The sequence below is a fragment of the Pseudomonas sp. FW305-25 genome (assembly GCF_017351415.1).
Taxonomy (GTDB): domain Bacteria; phylum Pseudomonadota; class Gammaproteobacteria; order Pseudomonadales; family Pseudomonadaceae; genus Aquipseudomonas; species Aquipseudomonas chlororaphis.
In genome coordinates, this window is sequence record NZ_JACNDE010000033.1 from 17,929 (window position 1) to 35,775 (window position 17,847).

The 17,847-nt window shown below is 65.3% G+C and carries 12 protein-coding genes; 5 read left to right on the forward strand and 7 right to left on the reverse strand.

Features of this window, described 5'->3' with window-relative positions:
• Nucleotides 1-197: 197 nt before the first annotated feature.
• The 5 genes from J4E58_RS24675 to J4E58_RS24695 all read right to left on the reverse strand — a co-directional run bounded on the left by J4E58_RS24675 (nt 198) and on the right by J4E58_RS24695 (nt 8,276).
• Entirely contained in the window at nt 198-1,574 is a 1,377-nt protein-coding gene (locus tag J4E58_RS24675; protein WP_087091166.1) for a diaminobutyrate--2-oxoglutarate transaminase, read from the reverse strand.
• Nucleotides 1,575-1,934: 360 nt separating this feature from the next.
• On the reverse strand, nt 1,935-4,349 hold the full coding sequence (locus tag J4E58_RS24680) for a TonB-dependent receptor (protein WP_007925425.1): 2,415 nt from the start codon (nt 4,347-4,349) through the stop codon (nt 1,935-1,937).
• A gap of 69 nt (nt 4,350-4,418) precedes the next feature.
• Nucleotides 4,419-5,396 carry a FecR domain-containing protein gene (locus J4E58_RS24685; RefSeq protein WP_087090877.1) on the reverse strand — a complete coding sequence of 326 codons (978 nt, stop codon included), beginning with the start codon at nt 5,394-5,396 and terminating at the stop codon, nt 4,419-4,421.
• Entirely contained in the window at nt 5,396-5,905 is a 510-nt protein-coding gene (locus J4E58_RS24690; protein ID WP_007925423.1) for a sigma-70 family RNA polymerase sigma factor, read from the reverse strand. Before J4E58_RS24690 ends, J4E58_RS24685 begins: the two co-directional genes overlap by 1 nt.
• 226 nt (nt 5,906-6,131) lie before the next feature.
• Nucleotides 6,132-8,276 (reverse strand): phosphocholine-specific phospholipase C, encoded by a 2,145-nt coding sequence (locus J4E58_RS24695; RefSeq protein WP_037034589.1) that lies wholly within the window; start codon nt 8,274-8,276, stop codon nt 6,132-6,134.
• Nucleotides 8,277-8,566: 290 nt separating this feature from the next.
• Here J4E58_RS24695 and J4E58_RS24700 point away from each other — a divergent pair, with 290 nt between their 5' ends.
• Nucleotides 8,567-11,281: a hypothetical protein gene (locus tag J4E58_RS24700; protein WP_087090876.1), complete on the forward strand. Its 2,715-nt coding sequence runs from the start codon at nt 8,567-8,569 to the stop codon at nt 11,279-11,281.
• Between the two features lie 45 nt (nt 11,282-11,326).
• On the opposite strand, the gene J4E58_RS24705 is transcribed toward J4E58_RS24700, so the two are convergent.
• Entirely contained in the window at nt 11,327-12,232 is a 906-nt protein-coding gene (locus J4E58_RS24705; RefSeq protein ID WP_009043999.1) for a helix-turn-helix domain-containing protein, read from the reverse strand.
• Nucleotides 12,233-12,394: 162 nt separating this feature from the next.
• On the opposite strand from J4E58_RS24705, the gene J4E58_RS24710 reads away from it, so the two are divergent.
• The 4 genes from J4E58_RS24710 (at nt 12,395) to J4E58_RS24725 (ending at nt 16,935) form a co-directional block, all read left to right on the forward strand.
• On the forward strand, nt 12,395-13,753 hold the full coding sequence (locus J4E58_RS24710; protein WP_087090874.1) for a glutamine synthetase family protein: 1,359 nt from the start codon (nt 12,395-12,397) through the stop codon (nt 13,751-13,753).
• Between the two features lie 242 nt (nt 13,754-13,995).
• Nucleotides 13,996-15,084, forward strand: a complete 1,089-nt coding sequence (locus tag J4E58_RS24715) for a polyamine ABC transporter substrate-binding protein (RefSeq protein WP_087090872.1) — start codon at nt 13,996-13,998, stop codon at nt 15,082-15,084.
• On the forward strand, nt 15,081-16,382 hold the full coding sequence (locus J4E58_RS24720; RefSeq protein WP_087090870.1) for an FAD-binding oxidoreductase: 1,302 nt from the start codon (nt 15,081-15,083) through the stop codon (nt 16,380-16,382). The genes J4E58_RS24715 and J4E58_RS24720 overlap by 4 nt, the downstream gene beginning before the upstream one ends.
• A 247-nt stretch (nt 16,383-16,629) precedes the next feature.
• Nucleotides 16,630-16,935, forward strand: a complete 306-nt coding sequence (locus J4E58_RS24725; RefSeq protein ID WP_028684074.1) for a YceK/YidQ family lipoprotein — start codon at nt 16,630-16,632, stop codon at nt 16,933-16,935.
• 79 nt (nt 16,936-17,014) lie between these two features.
• Here J4E58_RS24725 and J4E58_RS24730 read toward each other — a convergent pair whose 3' ends face one another.
• Nucleotides 17,015-17,782: an EAL domain-containing protein gene (locus J4E58_RS24730; protein WP_087090868.1), complete on the reverse strand. Its 768-nt coding sequence runs from the start codon at nt 17,780-17,782 to the stop codon at nt 17,015-17,017.
• Nucleotides 17,783-17,847: the final 65 nt, after the last annotated feature.

Here is a 17,847-nt window from a genome sequence, read left to right on the forward strand (position 1 = left end):
ACTGTCGCGGCAAATAGTTAGTTGCTCTTCGGCCATACCGAAAGCCGACAGATACCCGTCGAACGAACTCGTCCGCTTGCACTTTCCTGCAACCTTGAACAAGAAAAACCTGTCACCTGACAGTTATTCAATCAAGACTTAAAAGTGTGAAAAACGACACACTTTCATCGAATACGCTTCATTTCAAAAACAGCACTTCAAGCACGTGCCTGCAATAAGGCGTCCGCCATTGCGCGAGTAAATCGCTGGATAACTTGCTGGCACTGTTCGTCGTCGATGACCAGCGGCGGCAACAGGCGGATCACATTGCCGCGGCGTCCGCCGCGCTCCAGCAGCAGGCCCTGTTTGAAGCAGTGCTGCTGGATGGCCACGGCCAGGCCCGGGTCCGAGGGGAAATGCCCGTGGCGGTCGGCCGGCTGGCGTTCGTCGACGATCTCGATGCCCAGCATCAGGCCACGCCCGCGCACCTGGCCGAGGGCCGGATAGCTCGGCTGCAAGGCCATCAGCTGCTCCTTGAGCCACTGCCCGCGGCGCTCGGCCAGGGCCGCGATGTTCTGCTCGCGCAACACCTGCAGGGTCGCCAGGCCCGCGGCCATGGCCATCTGGTTGCCGCGGAAGGTGCCGGCGTGGTTGCCCGGCTCCCAGGCATCGAATTCGCGCTTGATGCCCAGCACCGCCATCGGCAGGCCGCCGCCCACCGCCTTGGACATGACGATCATGTCCGGCTCGATGCCGGCGTGCTCGAAGGCGAACATCTTGCCGGTGCGGGCAAAGCCGGCCTGCACTTCGTCGAGGATCAGCACGATGCCGTGCTGGCGGGTCACTTCGCGGATCGCCCGCAGCCAGCTGGCCGGCGCGCAGTTGACCCCGCCCTCGCCCTGCACCGCCTCGAGAATCACCGCCGCCGGCAGCGACACGCCGCTTTCCACGTCTTCGATGAACTGGGTGAAGTAATGGGTCAGCGCCTCGACCCCGGCCTCGCCGCCGATCCCCAGCGGGCAGCGGTATTCGTGGGGGTACGGCATGAACTGCACGCCCGGCATCAGGCCGGCGATGGCGTGCTTGGGCGCGGTATTGCCGGTCAGCGCCAGGGCGCCGTGGGTCATGCCGTGGTAGGCCCCGGAGAAACTGATGACGTTGTGCCGCCCGGTATGGGTCTTGGCCAGCTTCAACGCCGCTTCCACCGCGTCCGCCCCGGACGGCCCGCAGAATTGCAGGCAGTAGTCGCGGCCCTGGCCCGGCAGCAGGCTGAGCAGGGTTTCGCTGAAAGCGTCCTTGACCGCGGTGGTCAGGTCCAGGGTGTGCATGGGCAGGCCCGAGGCCAGGAAACTGTCGAGACTGGCCATGACCGCCGGGTGGTTGTGCCCCAGGGCCAGGGTGCCGGCGCCGGCCAGGCAGTCCAGGTAGGTCTTGCCTTCGACGTCGGTGACCCAGACCCCATGCGCCTTGGCGATGGCCAGCGGCAACTTGCGCGGATAACTGCGCACATTGGATTCGAACTTGCCTTGCCGGGCCAGATAGTCGGCATTGGTCTTTTGCAGAGGACTAGTGCGCAATATGCCATCATTCAACATCTGTTCACCCTCGTTAAATTCGACATGCAAATTATTATCATTAATAAAAACACGCAACTACTTATTCAAACTTATTTGGAATAGTCGCATGCTACTTGCAGATATAAGTCAACTATCGCGCCCACGCCGAAAACCAAGTTGATAAACTTGGTAAAACGTCATTTATGACGTATGAAACTGCCATGTTATTGCCATCTTTCCGACAACTTCATTAGTTGCCATTAAATGGCCAACACCTCATTCAAGAGGCGAGCAAGTTGATCAACTGATAACGGGCATACTTTCTTCCTCGACCAAAGGAACCGGTCATGACCAACACGGCGGTGCGCCCTTCCCTGTGGCGCCAGTCCGCATCGTTTCTTAGAAACCCACGGTTGCCGAGAGCAACAGGGTCCGTGGCGTCGCCAGGGTCAAGCCCGGCTCGCTGTCGTCCGAGGCCCCGGCCGAACTCCAGTAACGCTTGTCCAGCACGTTCTCGACATTGGCGCGCAAGGTGATGTCCTTGTCGTCGAGCTTGAAGGCGTAGCGCGCGCCCAGGTCGAAACGTTCCCAGGAGTCGATTTCCTTGCTGTTGGCCTGGTCCAGGTACTGCGAGCTGGAATAGATGCCGCGCGCGGTCAGGGTCAGGCCCTGGACCTTCGGCACGTCCCATTCGGCCCCCAGGTTGACGTTGTACTTCGGCGTGGCCGGCGCGCGGTTGCCGTCGAAGGTGCCGTTGGTGGTGTCCTTCAGTTCGCTGTCGATGTACATCACCCCGCCCAGCAGGCGGAAGCCCTTGAGCGGTTCGCCGAACACGCTGAGCTCGACGCCGTCGTTCTGGCGCTTGCCGTTCGGGCCGAAGACCCGGGTGGTGGCGTTGGTCTCGTAGGCCGGCTGCTTGATGCGGAACACCGCGGCGGTCAGGGCGAAGGCCCCGGCGTCATACTTGGCGCCGGCCTCGACCTGGCGGCTGATGAACGGCGGGAAGATTTCGTCTTCGTTGATCGAGGTCGACGGCGCGATCTTGCCCTGGCTCAGGCCTTCCATGTAGTTGACGTACAGCGACAACTGATCGGTGGCCTTGAACAGCAGGCCACCCGAAGGCGAGACCTTTTCCTCGTCGTAGGCGGTGTCGCCTTTGACGCCGTCGCTCCAGTCGTCGACCTTGACCCGCTGCCAGCGCGCGCCGAGGGTCAGCAGCAGGCGGTCATCGAAGAAGCCCAGGGTGTCGGACAGCGCCACGCCGCTGAAGCGGTTCTCGGTGTAGACCTTGGGGTCGAAACGCGTCGGCCGCGACGGGGTCGGCGTCGGCCGCGGGTTGTAGAGGTTGCTGGGAGACGCGGCATAGCGCGCGCCGCCGTTTTCGAAATCCATGTAGAAGTAGCTGGCCGCCAGGTTGACCTCATGGCTCACCGGGCCGGTGTGGAACCAGCTGCGCACGCCCGCCGTGGTGGTGCGCACGTTTTCGTCGCGGGTGAAGTCGCGCGGCTGCACGCTGAAGTCGCCGGCGTCGTTGGTGATCGACACGGCATGCCGGAGGAAGTCGTGGTTGCTTTTGCGCGCGCCGACGCCGCCGTACAGCATGATCGAGTCGTTGACGTCGTATTCGGCGTTGACCGTGCCGAAGGTGTCCTTGGTGCGTGCCTTGCTCCAGGACTGCGCATAGTTGTGCCGCACGTCATCCGCGTCCGGCACCTTGGCGTTGGCGCCTATCTGCACCCGCTCCTGGGGCGCGTCGGTGTCGCGCTCGGTGTGGCCGATGTCGGTCGACAGGCGCAGGCGTTCGCCACGGAAGTCCAGGCCCAGCACCGCCATCTCGCGGTCGACGCTCTGGTGATCCCATTCGGTGTCGCCGGACTGCTTGACCGCGTTCAGGCGCACGCCGAACTTGTTGTCCTCGCCGAAGCGCCGGCCGATGTCCACCGCGCCGCCGAGCTGGCTGTCGGAGGCATAGCTGCCGGTGAATTCGGTGATGGGCTTGTCGGTGGCGCGCTTGGGCACCACGTTGATCCCGCCGCCGACGCTGCCCCGCGGCGAGATGCCGTTGATCAACTGGGTCGGGCCCTTGAGGATGTCCACCCGGTCGGCCATTTCCATGTCGATGGTGTAGGTCGGCAGCACGCCGTACAGGCCGTTGTAGGCGACATCGCTGTTGAACAGGCTGAAGCCGCGGATGGTGAACTGCTCGTAGCGGCCGCCCGCCGGGTTGGTGGCGCGCACCGAGGGGTCGCTGGCGATCAGGTCGCCGAGGGTCCGCGCCTGCTGGTTCTTCACCACTTCGCTGGTGTAGGTGGTCATGCTGAACGGCGTTTCCATGAAGTCCTTCGAGCCCAGCAGGCCTTGCGAGCCACGGCGCGCCACCTGGCCACCGGCGAAGACGTCGCTGTCGGTCGCGCCGCTGGCGCCGAGAATCGAAGTCGGCGCCAGTTGCAGGCTGCTGCCTTGCGGAGCCGGGGTCAGGATGTACGCCTGCTCACCCACCGGTTGCAGTTGCAGGCCGGAGCCTTGCAGCAAGCGGGCAAAGCCCTCCTCCACCCCGTACTCGCCGGACAGGCCGCTGCTGTTGCGGCCGCTGACCAGCTGCGGGTCCACCGACAGGTTGACCCCGGCGAGGCCGGCGAAACGGGTCAGCGCGGCACTCAGCGGGCCGGCCGGCACCTGATAGCTGCGCCGCGCGGCGTCGTCGGCCCAACTGGCCTGGATGAATAACGGGCTGGAACTGAGTGTCAGGATGAGGCCCAACTGCAACAGTCCGGGGGAAACCGGACGCAAACGGTATGGCAATACTACGGGCATGGGAGGAAGCTCTCGTTTTTTTGTTCACTTACCTGGAATGACCGGCGAGGCGAAAAAAAGGGACAGGCTTCAGCCAATATTTTTTTGCGGGGGGTTTGTCGGCGGGATTTCTTTGGCCGAAGTCAGGGTGACCCAATAACGGGTGCGCGAATGCACCTCCAGCGGCAGGCTGGCGGCCAGCAGCGACAGCACGCGGTCGGTGTTGTCGAGACGGAAGCTGCCGGTGACGCGCAGGGCTTCCAGTTCCGGTTCCCAGCGCAGCAGGCCCGGGCGATAACGACCGAGCTCGCGCAGGAAATCCCCCAGGGGCTGGTTCTGCGCCATCAGCACGCCGTCGCGCCAGCCCGGCAACTGCGCATCGAAGGCATCGATCTGCCCGGCGCCGTCCACCCGCAGTCGCACCCGCTGGCCTTCGCCCAACTGCAGTTGCGGGCCGAACAAGGGTTGCAGCTGCACCGAGCCGCTGACCACCGACACCCGGCAATCATGTTCATTGAGGCGCACGCAGACTTCGCTGCGGCTGACAACGATGCGGCCATAAGGCGCCTGGATGGTCAGCGGCGCGCTGCCGGTGACCTTGAGCGCCATCTCGCCGCGCACCAGGGTCACCTGCCGGGCGCCCAGGTCGACGTTGACCGCGCTGGCGGTGTTCAACTGCAAGGCGCTGCCATCGGCCAGGGATAATTTGCGATGTTCGCCGGTGCCGGTCTGCAGGTCGGCGCGCCATACGTCCAGGGGCAACTGGCGCCCCAGCAGCCAGGCGGTCGGCACCAGTGCGGCGACGCCGAGGGCGCGCTTGAGTACCGCGCGCCGCGACGGCTCGGGACGATCCAGGGTGGCCAGCGCCAGGGCCGAGGGCAGCGCGGAGAAACGCTGGCGCAGCAGCTGCGCCTTCTGCCAGGCGCTTTCGTTCTGGCTGTTGCTGTTGCGCCAGTGCTGCAGGCGCGCGTGATCGTCGGCGTTGGCCGCGCCGGACTCCAGCAGCGCCAGCCACTGGGCCGCCGCGCGGGCCACCTCGCGGGTTTCGCTGGACGGCGCCGAGCGCATCACAGCTCCACCAGCAGGCAATGTTCGTAGGCCTGGGCCATGTAGCGCTTGACGGTGCGTTCCGAGACGTCGAGGCGTTCGGCGATCTCGCGGTAGCCCAGCCCTTCCAGCTGGCTCCAGAGAAACGCCCGGCGCACCAGGGGCGGCAGGCCGTCGAGCAATTCGTCGAGGGCTTGCAGGGTTTCCAGCAGCACCCAGCGCTGTTCCGGGGACGGCACGCTGTCTTCGGGCAGGCTGGCCAGCGCGTCCAGGTAAGCCTGCTCCAGTTTGCGCCGGGTGTAGAAGTTGCTCAGCAGGCGCTTGCCCACGGTCACCAGATAGGCCCGCGGCTCGCGCAGGTCGACCAGTTGCTGGGAACTGGTGAGCACGCGCAGGAAGGTGTCCTGGCTCAGGTCCGCCGCATCCCAGGCGTTGCCCATGCGCTGGCGCAACCAGCTCTCGAGCCAGCTGCGATGGTCGCGGTACAGGGCATGTAGGCTTTGCTCCGGTGGCGTCGCTGCTTCAATCATGTCAAGAGCCCTGCGCGAAGGATTATTCAAATGAGACTGATTCTAATTAATATTCATAAGGCAAACCAAGTCCTTTCGTGTGATTGGGTTCTGGTTTTCGTCTGCTGGGGAACATCGGCGGGTGCTCTGGAACCAGGGTCCCAGGGCTGAAGTGATCCAGGTGAAGCACCCGGTCGGCTGCTGAAACAGCGCCCGGCCCCTTGCGGGCCGGGCACGGGTGCGCGGTTTACACGCCCATCAACGGGTCGCTGATGCTGTGCGCACCGGTTTCCAGGCGCCCGGCCAGGCGCCGCAGCCAGCCGCCCTCGCCGCGCAGGGTCAGGTCGTACCAGCCGCCGCTGGCCTGGCAGGCGAACATCTGGTGGACCTCGCTGCGCCCGGGCACGTCGAAACGCCATGGCCCCTGATGGGTGTAGGGGCAACGCTCGATGGTGATCGACACCGGCTCCTTGCCCGGGTTGCTCAGGGTCAGCTGCAGGTTGTTGCCGCGGCTGAACATCGACACCTCGGGCTGGCGCTCCAGCAGGTTGCCGTGGAAGCTGCGGTGGAAGCCGTTAGGCCCCAGCAGCCACAGCTTGTAGCGGCCCGCGGTCTGCCAGCTGTCCTTGAGCTGCTTGCCCGCCTCCACCGTATAGCGACGGGGAATGTCCAGCAGGTGCAGGCGATCGTAGACATGGAACACCGCGCCCTGCTCGCCGCTGTTCTGCAGGCTCAGGGTCAGGCTCAACGCCTTGCGCTTGGCCTTGGCCTCGACATTCAGCCGATACGGCAAGGCCCGCGATGGCCGGGCCACGCGTTGCTGCTGCGGCAGTTGCTGGCGGCTGGGGTCCGGCAGCGGCACCTGGGCCAGTTGTTCCTGGCGCTGGCGCAAAAGGTCCGCGGCCTGGCGGGTGGTGGTGTGCAGCGGCGGGAGGATTTCGCTGTTGGGATTGACGAAGTTGAAGGCCGAGGTCAGGTCGCCGCACACCGCGCGCCGCCAGGCGCTGATGTTCGGCTCGCGCACGCCGAAGCGCTTCTCGAGAAATTGCAGGACCGAGGTGTGGTCGAACGCCTGGGAGTTGACCCAGCCGCCACGGCTCCAGGGCGACAGCACCAGCATCGGCACCCGCGGGCCGGGGCCGTAGATGCCGCCGTCCGGACGCGGTTGCTGGGTGGTCCCCGGTGGCGCCGGGTGGGTGAACACCTCACTGTCGAAATCCACCGTGGACTTGCCGGCGAAGCTGCCGTCCAAGCGGCGTGAAGGTGCCGAGGGCGACGGCAGGTGGTCGAAGAAACCGTCGTTCTCGTCGTAGTTGACCAGCAGCACGGTCTTGCTCCAGACCTCGGGGTTGTCGGTCAGCGCCTTGAGGATTTCCTGGGTGAACCAGCCGCCCTGCACCGGGCTCGACGGCCCCGGGTGCTCGGAATAGGTAGCCGGGGCGACGATCCAGCTGACCTTGGGCAGCTTGCCCTGCTGCACATCGTTGCGGAACCCGGCGATCATGCCCTCCAGGTCGCTGCCGCTACGGGCCGGCAAGGTGTTGCCATTGCCCTTGTACAGCGGCACCCGGGCATTCAGCGCATCGCTGTACGGCACGAAGGCGGTGAAGTCTTCCGGCGGCTGCGCCGGGTTGCCGGCCGCCACGCTGGCGCGGCGGTACTGGCGGAAGCCGGCCAGCGGGTTGTCGCCGAAGTTGTCCGGCAGGTACTGGTAGATCTTCCAGCTGACGCCCCGCTCTTCCAGGCGCTCGGGGTAGGTTTTCCAGGTGTAGCCGACGTCCACCGCGCCCGGGCCGTCCCATTCGTTGACCACCGCCGCCACGTTGGCGCCGGTCGGGCCGTTGGTGCCGGTCCAGTGGAACAGGCGGTTGGGGTTGGTCCCGGCGTGCACCGAACAGTGGTAGGCATCGCACAGGGTGAAGGTGTTGGCCAAGGCGAACTGGAACGGCAACTCCTGCTCGCGGTAGTAGCCCATGGACGTGTTGGTCTTGAAGGTCGGCCAGGCGCTCATGCGCCCGCTGCCCCAGGCCGCGTGCTCGTCGATCCACGAATGCGGCGTGCCGTTGACCCGCTGCGCGTTGCCCCGCGAGCTGTCCAGGTGGTACGGCAACACCACTCGCCCAATGCCCTGCTGCTCCCACACCGAACGCTTGCCGGGCAGCGGGATGGTGAAGCGGTCGCTGAAACCGCGGACCCCGGGCAAGGTGCCGAAGTAATGGTCGAAGGAGCGGTTTTCCTGCATCAGGATCACCACGTGCTCGACGTCGCGGATGGTGCCGGTGCGGTTGTTGGCGGGGATCGCCAGGGCCTGGCGGATGGAGTCTGGCAGTAAGGTAAAGGCCGAGCCGATGGCGGCGGCCTGCATGAGCTTCCTGCGAGTGAGAGTAGGCATACGCGGTTGAATTCCTTGAAGTTACAGGGCGGGAAATAGCGACCCACGCAAAGTAGTGACCTCAAGTAACAAGCAAGTTACACGGCGGTTGCAGGCTGCGGTCAAGACATTCATAGATCTTGATACAGCCGCATTAACTCTCTAAGCCGATGATTTTTAATTACATTTCTAAATAAAGAATATTTCGTGAACTTCATCCCGAGTTGCTCCTTGTATTCGGAAAAATGTGACGGCGTTCTGCTTTAATCCTATTTGCACAATGCCACTACTTCAGTTTGCAAGGAGCAATCATGGACTCGACCCAGCACTACGAGGGGGAAAGGAAGCGCATCGAGAACCGCCGTACTGCATTGGGTCTCAAATACCTTGCCGCGCCGGCCGGCCAGCCTCCCAGGATCTGGGGGCTGGCGCTGTCCGGGGGCGGCATCCGCAGCGCCACCTTTTGCCTGGGGGTGCTGCAGGCGATGGCCCGGGCCAATGCGCCGGAACAGGCCAACCCACGACCGTCGAAGACACCGCAAGACAACCTCACCACCACCCTGCTGCCGCGTTTCGACTACCTCTGCACGGTCAGCGGCGGCGGTTATATCGGCAGTTTCTTCTCCAGCCTGTTCATCCCCAATCGCCTGCGCCGGGAGCAGGCCCAGGAGCGCGCCGAAGCCTCGCACCTGTCGCCCGCCCAGCAAGCGGCCAGGACCGCGGCGGTCAACGCCTATGAGGTCCTGCACTATGAGCCGCCGGGACGTATCAGCACCCACACCGACTACGCCAACGCCAGCGACAAAGACATCGGCAAGGGCCCCACGGCCTGGCTCCGGGAGAACGGCCGCTACCTGACCCCGACCGGCTCGGGGGACGCGCTCTACGCCCTGGCGATCACCTGGCGCAACTGGCTGTCGCTGCACTTCGTCATCGGCATGCCGATCGTCCTGATCCTGTCGTTGCTGATGCTGTTGCAAGTGAAGTACCTGCCCAATCTGTTCCTGCTGCCCGGCGCGGTGTTCCTCCTCGGCTTGCTGCCCTGCTGCCTGGCCTACTGGCTGGTGCTGCCGAAAAACAGCCTGAGCAATCCTCCGGCCCTGAGCAACCTGGCGGCCGTGGCTTGCACGGTGATGGCGCTGGTCTTCATCGGCATCTGGGCCCTGCTGCAACAGCCGGACGACAGGCCCAACGTGCGCCACCTGTTCCTCGGGTTCGCCGCCATCGCGCTGCTGGGCATCGCCTACGCCTGGCTGCTGATCTGGCGCCTGAAATACCGCACCCGCAAGGCCAACGACGAAGACGGGATCTTTACCGTGCGCAACTACCGGGTCGAGGTCACCCGGGTGCTGTCGCAGATCATCATGGCTCTCGGGGTACTGCTGTTCGCCGCGTTCCTGGTGTCGCTCTCCGAAACAATCTACCTGCACCTGCAGACCCTGACCCAGGGCTCCATCGGCATTCTCCCGCTGCTGATCTGGCTGGTGCGCCGCCTGGCGCTGTTGCGGGACGAGAAGAGCCTGCCGGACTGGCTGCGCCTGCTGCCCCTGGAGGTCATGAGCCTGGTCGGCGGCCTGCTGTTGCTGGCGGCGGTCTGCCTGGCGTGGATGCTGTTCGTGATATGGGTCACCGCCGATGGCAGCATCCGCCTGCAGGAAGACGGCTATGTGCTGCGGCTGGCCCTGCTGGCCGGGGTGGCAGCGGCCCTGACCTGGGTCAGCAGCCGCTTCGTCGGTTTCCTCAATACCTCGTCGTTGCAGTCCTACTACAGCGCGCGCCTGGTCCGCGCCTACATGGGCGCCACCAACGGCAAGCGCTTCGACGGCACGCCCGAGCAACGGCGCAAGCACATGAGCGTGGCCGAGCCACTGAGCAACGACGACATCAGCGTCGAGCACTACTACGGCACGCCGAACGCCGGCCCGCTGCACCTGATCAACGTGACCATGAACCTCACGGTCGACCCCGCCGAGCAACTGGTGCAGCGCGACCGCAAGGGCAAGCCGCTGTGCCTGGCGCCGGGCAGCGTCAAGGGCGAAGGGGCCTTCATCCTCGATGGCAAGGTCTATCAGCGCGACCTGGAGAATATCCCCGCTTCGGAAATCGCCTACCCGCTGACCATCGGCCAGTGGATCGGCGTTTCCGGCGCGGCCTTCACCACCGGCCTGGGGCGCGCCACCAGCCTGGGCATGTCGCTGCTGCTGGGCCTGGCCAACGTGCGCCTGGGCAACTGGTGGCCCAGCCGCTTTATCGACACTAAACCGGAAAAGCCCAGGCAATCCCTGGGCCTGAAGCTGTCGCGCTGGCTGCCGACCCAGACCTACCTGTTCTACGAACTGACCGCGCACTTCCATGGCCATCGGCGCGCCTATCAGTACCTCTCGGACGGCGGCCACTTCGAGAACACGGCGGCCTATGAACTGCTGCGCCAGGAGCGCCAGGTCGAGCTGATCGTGATGTGCGACTGTGGCTGCGATCCCGATTACCGGTTCGACGATCTGAGCAATCTCATCCGCCTGGCGCGCATCGACCACGGCCTGGAGATCAGGGAAGACGCAGAGATCGTCGGGGACGATGTACTGGGCAAAGTGTTCGGGCGCATGGAGGACTTCAAGATCGCGCCGTCGCCGGCGGACCCGCATTGCGCGCTGCTGCTCAACGTCTACGCCTGCACCGAGCCGGACACCCTGGTCAGTCGCATCCTGGTGCTCAAGCCCCGGCTGATCCCCTCGGTATCGCCGGATGTGCAGAACTACGCGCTGATCAACACGTCCTTCCCCAACCAGCCCACCGTCGACCAGTTCTTCGACGAGGCGCAGTTCGAAAGCTACCGCCAGCTCGGCTTGAGCATCGGCCAGCAGGTCTTCGGCAAGGGGGGCAACGGCGATGCCATCGCCCAGGCACTGTGGCGCTACCTGCGCGACCACCCTGTGGGAAGCGCGCACGAGGATGACCAGCCCAAGCCGCCGCGGCCGAGCCGCAATGGCCAGCGCCGCCCTTCGGCAGACAGGCATCCCCGCGCATGACACTGGAAATGGCGCCGACCCTGCGGGCCCGCGGTCAGGAATAGCTCAACGCTGGCCGCGGCGCAGGGTCTCGCTCGGCAGTTCCTTGAACAGCGCGCGGTAGCTGCTGGAAAACCGCCCGAGGTGCCAGAACGACCAGCGCATGGCCACCTCGGCCACGGTGGTTTCGTCCGGACCGCGGCGCAGCAGTTCGCGGTGCGCACTGTTCAGCCGGCGCAGGCGCAGCCACTGGGTCGGCGCCATGCCGGCGAAGGCCTTGAACGCGCCTTGCAACTGGCGCAGGGAAACCCCGGCCACCTGCGCCAACTCCAGCAGGTTGAGGCTGTCTTCCGGGCCGTCCGCCGCCCACTGCGCCACCCGCTGCATGATCGCCCGCTCCTCGGCGCGCCGGCGCAGGCCGCCACCGTCCAGGCGCACGCAGGCGTTGTCGAGGATAAACAGGCAGTCCTCGAGCAACTGCTGGGTCAGGGCTTCGCGGCTGGGTGGGTCGAGGGTCTGCGACAGGCGGGTCAGGGTCGTGCTGAGCCAGCGGCTGAACAAGGCGTTCTGCCCGCAGTTGAGCGGCGCCAGGAACAGGCCGTCGAGGCGCTGCGCGTCGAGGCCATGGCCGCGGACGAATTCCGGGCCGAACACCACGGCGATTTCCTGGTAGTTCTCCGGGGTGATCCAGATGTTGCGGCTCTCGCCATTGAGCAGGTACAGGGCGTTGTCGCTGCGATCGAAACAGAACGCCAGGGAATCCTCGGGCGCGCTGAAATTCTGCTCGACCCGGGTGTTCATGCATTCCTCGTAGATCTGCACCCCTTGCAGGTCCAGATAGCGCACCTGCCCGGCGAAATGCCCGGGCGACATCTGCTGGTAATGCTGCACCCAACCCGGGGTGGCACGGATCTGATCGGCCACATCGAAGGTGTTGAAGGCCTGGACCTGGAGAGCTGTCGACGCTGTCATGAAGGGACCTTGCGCACTCTTTTGGTGCGCTTTGGTGCTGCTTAAAGTGGATAGATGGAACCGCGAGGCTTGCCCAAGATAGTCGTCAACGCGCCACAGGGGAAGCCTTGATGGGCGACTCCAAGTGCTGGCGCGTCACCGACAATCATTGACGAGGTCCTTATGAATGCCCCTTTCGATCAGCTGTCTGCCTGGCTGAAAGAACACAAGATTACCGAAGTGGAATGCGTGGTCAGCGACCTGACCGGCATCGCCCGCGGCAAGATAGCGCCCACCAACAAGTTCCTGCATGAGCGAGGCATGCGCCTGCCGGAAAGTGTGCTGTTGCAAACGGTAACCGGGGACTTCGTCGACGACGACATCTACTACGACCTGCTGGACCCGGCGGACATCGACATGGTCTGCCGCCCCGACGCCTCGGGCATTTACCTGGTGCCCTGGGCCATCGAGCCGACCGCCATCGTCATCCACGACACCTTCGACAAGTTCGGCAACCCCATCGAGCTGTCGCCGCGCAACGTGCTGAAGAAAGTGTTGCAGCTGTACGCCGACAAGGGCTGGCAGCCGATCGTCGCGCCGGAGATGGAGTTCTACCTGACCCAGCGCTGCGAAGACCCGGACCTGCCGCTGAAGGCGCCGCTGGGCCGTTCCGGCCGGGCCGAAAGCGGACGCCAGTCGTTCTCCATCGACGCCGCCAACGAATTCGACCCGCTGTTCGAGGATGTCTACGACTGGTGCGAAGCCCAGGGCCTGGACCTCGATACACTGATCCACGAAGACGGCCCGGCGCAGATGGAAATCAATTTCCGCCACGGCGACGCCCTCGACCTGGCCGACCAGATCACCGTGTTCAAGCGCACCCTGCGCGAGGCCGCGCTCAAGCACAACGTCACCGCCACCTTCATGGCCAAGCCGGTGGCCGACGAACCCGGCAGCGCCATGCACCTGCACCAGAGCGTGGTCGACAGCGCCACCGGCAAGCCGATCTTCGCCGACGCCGAGGGCCGCATGAGCGAGCTGTTCCGCCACCATATCGGCGGGTTGCAGAAGTACATCCCCCAGGTGCTGCCGATGTTCGCGCCCAACGTCAATTCGTTCCGCCGCTTCCTGCCGGACACCTCGGCGCCGGTCAATGTCGAATGGGGCGAAGAGAACCGCACCGTCGGCCTGCGCGTGCCGACCTCCGGCCCGGAAGCCATGCGCGTGGAAAACCGCCTGCCCGGCGCCGACGCCAACCCTTACCTGGCCATCGCCGCCAGCCTGCTGTGCGGCTACCTGGGCATGGTCGAGGGCATCGAGCCGAGCGCCGCGGTGGAAGGCCGGGCCTATGAGCGGCGCAACCTGCGCCTGCCGATCACCATCGAAGACGCCCTGACCCGCATGGAAGAGTGCCCGACCATCGAGCGCTACCTGGGCAGCAAGTTCGTGCGCGGCTACGTCGCGGTGAAACGCGCCGAGCACGAGAACTTCAAGCGCGTGATCAGCTCCTGGGAGCGCGAGTTCCTGTTGCTCAGCGTCTGAGGCCTACGCGATTCGGGCGCTGCCGCGCACACCGTTGTAGCCGCTGCCGAGCCTGCGAGGCTGCGATCGATGGCGCAGCCATCGCCAACCCGGCAATCGCGTTGTATCAGGCGTACCGCGTGCACTGGTTTTGCGTCGGCTGCGCCGCCGATCGCAGCCTCGCAGGCTCGGCAGCGGCTACAGGGCTACAGGGCTTCATGAATTTGGCAAACACCATAACAACCGCAAAAAGGGGTATCGCTATGCGTCTATGGAAATCAGTGGTTCCGCTGGCCCTGACGGTGCTGTTCGGCGCCACGGCCCAGGCCGAATCGACAGTCAGCGTGTACAACTGGACCGACTATATCGGCGAGACCACCCTCGCCGACTTCCAGGCCAAGACCGGGACCCGGGTCATCTACGACGTCTTCGACTCCAACGAAACCCTGGAGGGCAAGCTGCTGGCCGGGCGCACCGGCTATGACCTGGTGGTGCCGTCCAACCACTTCCTGGCGCGGCAGGTCAAGGCCGGGGCCTTTCTCAAGCTGGACCGCGCGCAGCTGCCGAACTGGCAGAACCTCGACCCGAAACTGCTGGCCCTGCTGGAGCAGAACGACCCCGGCAACCAGTACTCGGTGCCTTACCTGTGGGGCACCAATGGCATCGGCTACAACGTCGACAAGGTCAAGCAGGTGCTGGGCATCGACAGCATCGATTCCTGGGCGGTGTTCTTCGAACCGGAGAATCTGAAAAAGCTCAGCCAGTGCGGGGTGTCGATGATGGACTCGCCGGACGAGGTGTTCCCGGCGGTGCTCAACTATATGGGCCTGGACCCGCGCAGCGAAAACCCCGCGGACTACAAGAAAGCCGAAGCCAAGCTGCTGGCGATCCGTCCCTACATCACCTACTTCCACTCCTCCAAGTACGTCTCGGACCTGGCCAACGGCAACATCTGCCTGGCCTTCGGTTATTCCGGCGACGTGTTCCAGGCCGCCAACCGCGCCAAGGAAGCCAAGAACGGGGTGAAGATCGCCTATTCGATTCCCAAGGAAGGCAGCAACCTGTGGTTCGACCTGCTGGCGATCCCGGCGGACGCCAGCAATCCCAAGGAGGCCCATGCCTTCATCAATAACCTGCTGGACCCGCAAGTGATCGCCAAGGTCAGCGCCTATGTCGGCTACGCCAACCCCAACCCGGCATCGCAGCAATACATGGACCCCGAGCTGGTGAACAACCCCGAGGTCTACCCACCCCAGGCGGTGCTCGACAAGCTGTACATCTCCAGCACCCAGAGCCCGCAGACCATGCGCCTGATGACCCGCGCCTGGAGCAAAGTGAAGTCCAACCAATGAACCAGCACAGCCATGCACAACACACCCGCTCCTACTACGCCGCCTCGGCCAACGCGCTGCCGGACTACCCGCCGCTGAATGCCGACCTTAGCGCCGATGTCTGCGTGATCGGCGGTGGTTTCACCGGGGTCAACACCGCCATCGAACTGGCGCAGCGCGGCCTCTCGGTGATTCTCCTGGAAGCCCGGCGCATCGGCTGGGGCGCCAGCGGGCGCAACGGCGGGCAACTGATCCGCGGCATCGGCCACGACGTCAGCGGCTTTGCCCGCTACGTCGGCGCCGAGGGCGTGCGTTACCTGGAGCAGGCCGGCATCGACTCGGTGGCGCTGGTCGGCCAGCGCGTGCGCGAGCACGGCATTGACTGCGACCTGCGCTGGGGCTTCTGCGAGCTGGCCAACACCCCGGCCCAGTTCGCCGCGTTCCAGGCCGAGCAGGAACACCTCGCGGCCCTGGGCTACGTGCATGAAACCCACCTTGTCGCCCCGCAGGACATGGCCCGGGTGGTGGCGTCCTCGGTCTATGCCGGGTGCCTGGTGGACATGGGTTCCGGGCACCTGCACCCGCTCAACCTGGTGCTCGGCGAAGCCGCCCTGGCCCGGACGCTGGGGGTGCGGATCTTCGAGCAGAGCCCGGTGCTGGAGCTGATCCACGGCGACAGCGTGCGGGTGCGTTGCGCCAGCGGCACGGTGCGCGCCGCAAGCCTGGTGCTGGCCTGCAACGCCCACCTGGATGACCTGGAGCCGCGCCTTGCCGGCAAGGTGCTGCCGGCGGGCAGCTACATCATCGCCACCGAGCCCCTGGCGCCGGCCCTGGCCGCCGAACTGATCCCGCAGAACCTGGCGCTGTGCGACCAGAAGGTCGGCCTCGACTACTACCGGCTCTCGGCGGACCGGCGCCTGCTGTTCGGCGGCGCCTGCCACTACTCCGGGCGCGACCCGGCGGACATCGGCGCCTATATGCGGCCGAAGCTGCTCAAGGTGTTCCCGCAGCTGGCGAATGTGCGCATCGACTACCAATGGGGCGGCAAGATCGGTATCACCGCCAACCGTTTTCCCCAGGTCGGGCGCCTGCGCCAGTACCCCAACGTGTATTACGCCCAGGGTTACTCCGGGCATGGGCTCAACGTCAGCCACTGGACCGCGCGCCTGCTGGCCGAGGCCATCCACGCCGGCCACAGCCAGGGCCTGGACATCTTCAGCGCAGTGCCGCACATGACCTTCCCCGGCGGCCCGGCCCTGCGCGCGCCGCTGCTGGCGCTGGGCATGCTGTGGCATCGGTTGCGCGAGGTGCTGGGCTGAAAGCTCAACGGCTTTGCCCGCGGTTTCTCGGCTGAGGCGCCCGACGCCTTCGCCGGCAAGCCTGGCTCCTACGGGGTCGGAGGGCGTTCGCTAATGTGCGGCTGGCACGCGCTTGCGTAGGAGCCAGGCTTGCCGGCGAAGGCGATTTCAACTGCGCCCCCGTCATCGCCGGCAGCTCACTGCGAACATTGCCATTCAAGCTGGCCTGATACCTCGCGCGATGCGAAGATGCGCGCCGCAAATCGGCTTGCTAAGGAATGGCATCATCAAAGCGCTCACTGCTCTCGTCCTGCTCGGCACACTCGCCCTCTCGGGCTGCGGCACCCTGATGGCCCGTGCCAGCAATCAATACATTTCCTACGACTTCTACAAAGGCACCCAGCAAAATATCCAGCTGCTGACCATGCGTGACGCCCGCGGCTACGACGGCTACGCCACTATCTACTGCTGGATGAGCATCGTCTGCCCGCTGGTGGCGGTGGTAAGCCTGCCGGTAGATGCGGCGGTCGATACCGTGCTGCTGCCCTACGACGCCAAGGGCGTTTATTACTGAAGCCGCGGACTGCCGCTGGCGGCATGGGTGAATGGACTGCCGCCGTCATCTCTGACAAGCACCGGCAAACCGCCCCCGCTCAGTCCGCCACCACTCGCTCGGCCACCACCCCACGCAACCGGCACGGCACGCCCAGGCGGTCGAGCCGTGGCCGGCCGAACAGGTAGCCCTGGCCCCATTCGCCACCGCAGGCCGTGGCCAGGGCGCGGTCGGCTTCGCTCTCGATGCCTTCGATGATCACGCAGGGCGCCAGGGTCTTGCACAGCTGTACCAGGTGTTTCAGGGTCTGCACGCTGTTGGGTTCGCTGCGGGCGCGTTGCAGGTAACCCTGGTCGATCTTGACCATGTCGGGGCAGGTCCGGCGGATGAACTCCAGGGTGCCGAGGCCGGCGCCGAAGTCGTCCACCGCCACCCGGCAACCCAGCTCGCGCAGGCACAGGACAAACTCGATGGCCGCCTCGGTGCTCGGCGGCGTGGCGCTTTCGGTGATTTCGATCACCAGCCGCGCGGCCACTGAAGGGGCGTCGCGCAACTGCGCGAGGGTGGCGGACCAGAACGGATCGACGATCGCGCTCTGCGCCGAGATGTTGCAGCCCAGGCGCAGGTGCTCGTCCTCCAGCAGGCGCTCGATCACGCCCCCCACCACGCTGCGGTCCAGCTCGCGCATCAGCTGATGGCGTTCGAGCATCGCGAACGGGTAGACGCCATTGCCGGGCTGTTCGACATGGCGCAGCAAACCTTCCAGGTACAGCACCCGGCTGGTGTCGGGCAGCCGCACCACCGGCTGGAAGGCCAGCGCCAGTCGCCCCTGCGCCAGTTCCCGATAGAAGTCTTTGACGCTTTGCATGACAGATCCGTAGTCGAAGCGGCGACAGCGCGCCGGGTGGGCTTGGCCAGGATGCGTCGGCGCGC